General features: G+C 57.4%; 7 protein-coding genes and 1 tRNA gene. All 8 read right to left on the reverse strand.

What is annotated here, in order from left to right:
• Positions 1-166 precede the first annotated feature (166 nt).
• The 8 genes from QMM04_RS20790 to QMM04_RS20825 all read right to left on the reverse strand — a co-directional run bounded on the left by QMM04_RS20790 (position 167) and on the right by QMM04_RS20825 (position 5,093).
• A tRNA-Thr gene (locus QMM04_RS20790) sits at positions 167-242 on the reverse strand.
• 198 nt (positions 243-440) lie between these two features.
• Complete coding sequence (locus QMM04_RS20795) at positions 441-2,186, reverse strand: amylovoran biosynthesis protein AsmF (protein WP_021507268.1); 1,746 nt, start codon at positions 2,184-2,186, stop codon at positions 441-443.
• Between the two features lie 50 nt (positions 2,187-2,236).
• A complete protein-coding gene (locus QMM04_RS20800) occupies positions 2,237-2,377 on the reverse strand; it encodes a hypothetical protein (RefSeq protein ID WP_021507269.1) in 141 nt (46 codons plus the stop codon).
• Positions 2,378-2,387: 10 nt separating this feature from the next.
• On the reverse strand, positions 2,388-2,681 hold the full coding sequence (locus QMM04_RS20805) for a hypothetical protein (RefSeq protein WP_021507270.1): 294 nt from the start codon (positions 2,679-2,681) through the stop codon (positions 2,388-2,390).
• On the reverse strand, positions 2,678-3,022 hold the full coding sequence (locus tag QMM04_RS20810) for a hypothetical protein (protein WP_031279668.1): 345 nt from the start codon (positions 3,020-3,022) through the stop codon (positions 2,678-2,680). Before QMM04_RS20810 ends, QMM04_RS20805 begins: the two co-directional genes overlap by 4 nt.
• A gap of 2 nt (positions 3,023-3,024) precedes the next feature.
• A complete protein-coding gene (locus QMM04_RS20815; protein WP_059011010.1) occupies positions 3,025-3,492 on the reverse strand; it encodes a glycoside hydrolase family protein in 468 nt (155 codons plus the stop codon).
• A 178-nt stretch (positions 3,493-3,670) separates the two neighbouring features.
• Positions 3,671-3,949: a hypothetical protein gene (locus QMM04_RS20820; protein ID WP_021507273.1), complete on the reverse strand. Its 279-nt coding sequence runs from the start codon at positions 3,947-3,949 to the stop codon at positions 3,671-3,673.
• A 412-nt stretch (positions 3,950-4,361) separates the two neighbouring features.
• Complete coding sequence (locus QMM04_RS20825; protein ID WP_031279669.1) at positions 4,362-5,093, reverse strand: S24 family peptidase; 732 nt, start codon at positions 5,091-5,093, stop codon at positions 4,362-4,364.
• Positions 5,094-5,095 lie beyond the last annotated feature (2 nt).

The raw sequence follows: 5,095 nt of genomic DNA on the forward strand, positions 1-5,095 counted from the left end.
CGCGGTCACTTTACCATACTGTATAGATAGCGGGTACGCACATCCAACGCCCATCGCCTTTCTGCGCACGCAAAAAAATCGACAAGCTTATGGATGCTTCGGTCTCAAATCTGTCACACAGGCTGAATCGGGACAGTAACAATATTAGATAAGGGATTGATTTAACTGGTGCCGGAAACAGGAGTCGAACCTGCGACCTTCGCATTACGAATGCGCTGCTCTACCAACTGAGCTATACCGGCATTGGGGCGGGAACTACGGGGAGTAAACATAGAAAAATCGGGGGGATGAGTCAAGATGGCGCCGGTTAAGTGCTGCGTTTTTCAGCATCAGCCGGGCTGACCTTACGATTTTGACGCGGAAAAACCGCCGCGAACAGCGCCCTCTCGCGCCAGGCTCAAAAAAAGGCGAGGCTGCAGCCTCGCCAAAAGGTGCTGGCCTCAATCGTAATAAGGAAGCTTACGATCGACACCGTTGATATTGACCAGCACAAAGCCCGTCGGCGTGGTTTTATTGGTCGGCGTACCTGCTGCCGTCGCGACGGTAAGCACGCCTTTCTCGTTAGCCCCAATACCCGCGACGCCATTGTGCAGGCCAAAGCGCGCCGCCGGTTTAAGGGTGCCCATTTTGGTGGTATCCGTCACCACCGAGAAGTCAGGCTGGAACAGCGAGCAGGAGCCAGCTTCAAAACGCGTCGGACCGGTGGTCTTCAGGTTAATCAGCGTGTCGCCGCTGTTGGCGCGCAGCTTCACCCACACCACGGCATAGGTGGTGCCGACGCGGCTGTAGCGAATATCCAGCACCGCCGGCTGTCCCATATGGCAGGCATCCGCCCATACCGTTTCCAGCCGCTGCAGGTTAATCCACGTTTTCCCGGTGCCCGCCAGATTGACCGGCGAGGCGGCCGTTCCGGTTGGCTGGGTGGCGTCGGCTTTACCAATCAGCTCCATCACCCACTGCTGATTCGCCGTCGGGAAGAACAACTGGCCGAGGCGATACCAGTTATCGGTGTCGGTATTGTTGGTGACTTTGTGGCCGCTGTAGTAGCCCGCGCGGAATGAGCCGGTGATCAGCGTGCCGTGATGCTCTTCGCGACGATAGCCATAGTCAAAAGTCGACAGCCAGCGCGTGCCGGCCATATCGTTCGAGATCTTTGCTCCGGACTGCAGGCCAATCTGACGCATGATGACGCGCGCATTATTGAGATTGAACGGCGTGCCGCAATCCTCAATGTTCAGCGTATCAATGCTCCAGGCACCGTCCGACAGATCGCCCGGATTACGCGTGTGCTCAATCCACACGTTACGCATGATGCCCTGCGTCACGCGCGGCATGTACAGCGTGGCGTCGCCATAGCCAGTCTGGAAGTTACAGTTGCAGATCTCGATAGCCGTTGAGTGGTCCCACTTGCCGTTTGGCGAGTTCGACCAGCCAATGTCAAACACCCGGCCATAGGTCCACAGCGTGTAGATCTGGTCAAATTTACTGTCGAGCGTATCCAGCGCTTTAATCACCGTGCCGCCGCTGTTTTGCGCGCGGAAACAGTAAATATTTAACGTGGTGCCTTCGATGCAGGTGTTTTCGAAGAACGGCTGCACGTTGGTACACATCTCGGCGGTAATGGTACCTTTGTTGGTGGTGACGTCGGCCGATGCCTGACCGTGCCAGGTGATGCCTTTGATCGCGGTCCGCCGTGCCTTCACTTTGAACACCGTGTTGGCACTTTTGTCGGAGATGATGGTGGTGCGCGGCAGCGAACCCAGCTCCACGTCATCCCCCTGCAGACCAAAAAAGGCGATCTCGGTAGCGCTGATGTCGATCGGGTTAATCAGGAATTTACCGCCCGGGAAACGCACAGGCAGGTCACGGATATTACCGCTGTAGCCCTGCGTCCACGCCAGCATGCGGTTAAAGGCGTCGGTATCGTTAGCGTAACCGTCCCCTTTCGCGCCGAAGTGGTAGACGTTGACGTCGGCCGGATCGTTGATCACGCGTTTCCAGTAAAAGCCATTGCCGACCGCCAGCGTACCGCCGTCATCGGCGGCCGTAGTGGTGCCGATAAAGCCGGTGAAATCACCGCCGCCACGGAAGGTGGAGTCCGGGTTATAGCGGCGCAGGAACGCCAGATCGCCGTTTTTGGCCGGCACAGTGGTACGCAGTTCAGCAAAAGAGTTAACTTCGATCATCTTAGCCTCCTCGGCATTTCAGGTTTGCAAAACAAAGCGAGAGAACAGCGTCAGTGCGCCGCCGGGCGGCAGTGCTGGTCCCAGAGATCGTTGTGGTTGTTGATGGCGCGCACGGTGCGAATGTCCATGCGTTCGGCGTCATTGCCGTGGGTATAAATCGGGGAAAAGAGTGAACAGGCGGAGTCGATCACGACGGGCGCCTCAGGGCTGGTGATATTTCGACTGCTGCAGCTTGTCGCGAGCAGCAGCGTCATCAAGATTACCGTTGCGGGTTTCCACACGTCTGGCCTCCTCACGCAGCTGTTGCTGCTGGTGATTAACTTCAACCGCCTGCGCGGCGGTCTTTTCGGCCTGCGCAACATCAGCTTTCGCCTGCTGCTGCACCTTGCCGATTTTTTTACCGCCGGCGTAGCTGGCAATCAGCGCGGCAATCACGCCGCCAATTGCTGCCAGCCAGTGCCAGCTGCCGGCAAGCTGAGAAAGAAGAAAGCTCATGGTTTGTCCTCCAGCGTTTTTCTCTGCTCCACCAGGTTCTTCTGACGCACGAACTGCGCCAGTACGCCCATCGCCACCATGAAGGCACCGATCAGGCCGAGATAGTTGTGCGGCAGGATCTCTTTGATATCCGCCGGCAGCGCGTTCCATGCATCCAGCGCTGACGAGGGAAACGACTGCACCCAGGCGCTGAGCATCGAACCCAGCGACGCCAGCCACACCGACCAGGTTTTAAACAGCAGGCGCGCGTGTTTAACAAACTCCAGCGTGGTGAAGCGCTGCAGCAACAGCAGCAGGATGATGGCCGCCAGCACGGCGATAACGAACAACAGCCAGCGCATGTTCATAACAGCCCCCTGTAGATGTCGTAGGTGCCCGTGCGCATCACTTCGGCATGACGCCGGGCGCGCCCCGCAGTTTGCCGCGCCCACAGGCTGTCGAGCATGGCGTTCGCCGCCGCGTCGAAATCGCGTTGCGTCACCGCGGTGAGCATGCCGCGAAACAGCGCCAGACCGTCGACGCCCATCTGGTAGGCCATGCTGATCAGCACATCGCTGCGCGCTTCATTGCATTGACTCAGTGCCTGCTGCAGCAGCGCGCGCTGCTGCATCTCCTGCACCTTGCCCTCAACGATGCACTGCTTCCACACGTCACCAACGCGGCGCGGCACGCGGAAGATATAGTGGCTGAGCGACGCGCCTTTCGGCCCGATGCGAATACCGCCCGCAACGGTGGGAAACCCCTGGGTGTCGAGGTAAGGCGCTTCGCGGTATCCCTCTTCGAAATTCAAAATGGCAATGATTTGGCTCATAACGGTTCCTCTTTGACGGGCGCAACGGCATGAAAAGCTGCGCAAATAACCACAACACATAAACCTCGCTGATCGGTTGCGCCGGGCGACAGGCAGCCGTTAAGCGCAACGCTCAAGCGCAACTAAACAGTGAGGAAAGGTGAAACGTTCCGTTCAGAACTGGGAAAACAGCAGAGAATTAACGCACGGCGTACAGATGAACGTGGGGCAAACAGCAGTTATCAAAGCTGGGGTTGTCGTTGCAGGGCCGCGTGGGCGCCAGTACTGCGCGGTCTACCCGGGAGCGGATTTCCCGCTGGCAGATGCGCTCGGCGGTGCGCAGGGTGATCTCATCACACTCCAGGCCCAGGGCACTGTCGATGCTGCGCTTCAGGCGGCTGAGCGGCTGACGCCGCCGGTGGCGACGGGTGCGCGCGTTTCCGCTAAAGACTGATTTGCCATATTGAATAATCGCCATAACTCCTCCTGTGAATGAGTCTTTGGCGATGGGGTGGTGAGCACGGCGATTCGGCACAGACCGGGACGTCCGTGGCCCCTCTGCAATCACCCGCAACTGGCTTGCCCGGCCGTAAAAAACGGCCAGGTATAAGCAGAGGAGAGTGAAAGCAGAGGACAACTGACGACGCTGCTAAGTGCGTATCCACCCCATCCCAAAATTCACTGACTTTGGGTGGGTTGTCTCGCGCTTGTGCAGCGCCTCAATTGTTTAAGAGCGGGCTCATCCGGGAGCAGAGATGTCGTCCATCTATGGTCAAATTATTAACAGGTTCTAATGCATTGGCAAACACTGACAGTTAATTTTTTATTTACCGACAGTTAAATTTTTGATTTCAGCCGGATTATTTTTTTGCCGGTTAACGCACTGCTGCTCAGCCCAGAATCTGATAGTCACGCGCCTGGCTCATGATGACGCGGGCAATCACCTGCAGCGACGCCGCTTCGTCCAGCGTCAGATACCAGGTCTCGTAGCGTTTATTGTCGGAGATCACCGCCACCTTCTTGTGCTGTAACTGCAGCCGCTTGAGGTAGAGCTGGTTGTCGAGATTGAACAGATAGATGCCGTCACCGTCGAAGCGGTGCACGCTGATATCGACGAACAGCTGATCGCGCGGAGCAAAAGTACCGGCCATGGAGTCACTGTTCAGGGCAATCAGCCGGATATTTTCGGCCGGACGACCGTTAAACAGCACGCGCGCCTCATCCAGACCGTATTCAATCGCCTGAATGGTCTCGACCAGTTCGTCGCGCGCGACAATACCCTGTGCGCTGCGTTGCCCGATGTCCAGGCTTTCGACGCGGAACATGTGCTGCGGATCGATCAGGCGCTGACGGGCAAGCGCCACATCCGGTTTTTCCATGCCGAACTGTAGCCACTCCACGCGCACGCCTAACAGCTGGCTGAGCGCCAGCAGATTACTGTCATCCGGAATGGATTGCGCGTTAAACCATTTCCAGACCCCTGGAGTTGAGATCCTGCATCCCCGTTGTTGCAGTGCCTGAGCGACCTGTTTGTTCCGTCCATGTCCGACAATTCCCGCGCTCTCGCATGCGGCAATCAGCCTGGCAGTAAAAGCTTGTCTCGTACTCTCTTTTTTAACCATCA

It is taken from the genome of Pantoea sp. Pa-EAmG (genome assembly GCF_030024295.1).
In the GTDB taxonomy this organism is placed as follows: Bacteria; Pseudomonadota; Gammaproteobacteria; order Enterobacterales; family Enterobacteriaceae; genus Pantoea; species Pantoea dispersa.

Excerpts from the sequence above, each read along its gene's own strand:
- QMM04_RS20795 (WP_021507268.1), bottom strand. The coding sequence starts at position 2,186 with ATGATCGAAGTTAACTCTTTTGCTGAACTGCGTACCACTGTGCCGGCC.
- QMM04_RS20805 (WP_021507270.1), bottom strand. The coding sequence starts at position 2,681 with ATGAGCTTTCTTCTTTCTCAGCTTGCCGGCAGCTGGCACTGGCTGGCA.
- QMM04_RS20810 (WP_031279668.1), bottom strand. The coding sequence starts at position 3,022 with ATGCGCTGGCTGTTGTTCGTTATCGCCGTGCTGGCGGCCATCATCCTG.
- QMM04_RS20815 (WP_059011010.1), bottom strand. The coding sequence starts at position 3,492 with ATGAGCCAAATCATTGCCATTTTGAATTTCGAAGAGGGATACCGCGAA.
- QMM04_RS20820 (WP_021507273.1), bottom strand. The coding sequence starts at position 3,949 with ATGGCGATTATTCAATATGGCAAATCAGTCTTTAGCGGAAACGCGCGC.
- QMM04_RS20825 (WP_031279669.1), bottom strand. The coding sequence starts at position 5,093 with ATGGTTAAAAAAGAGAGTACGAGACAAGCTTTTACTGCCAGGCTGATT.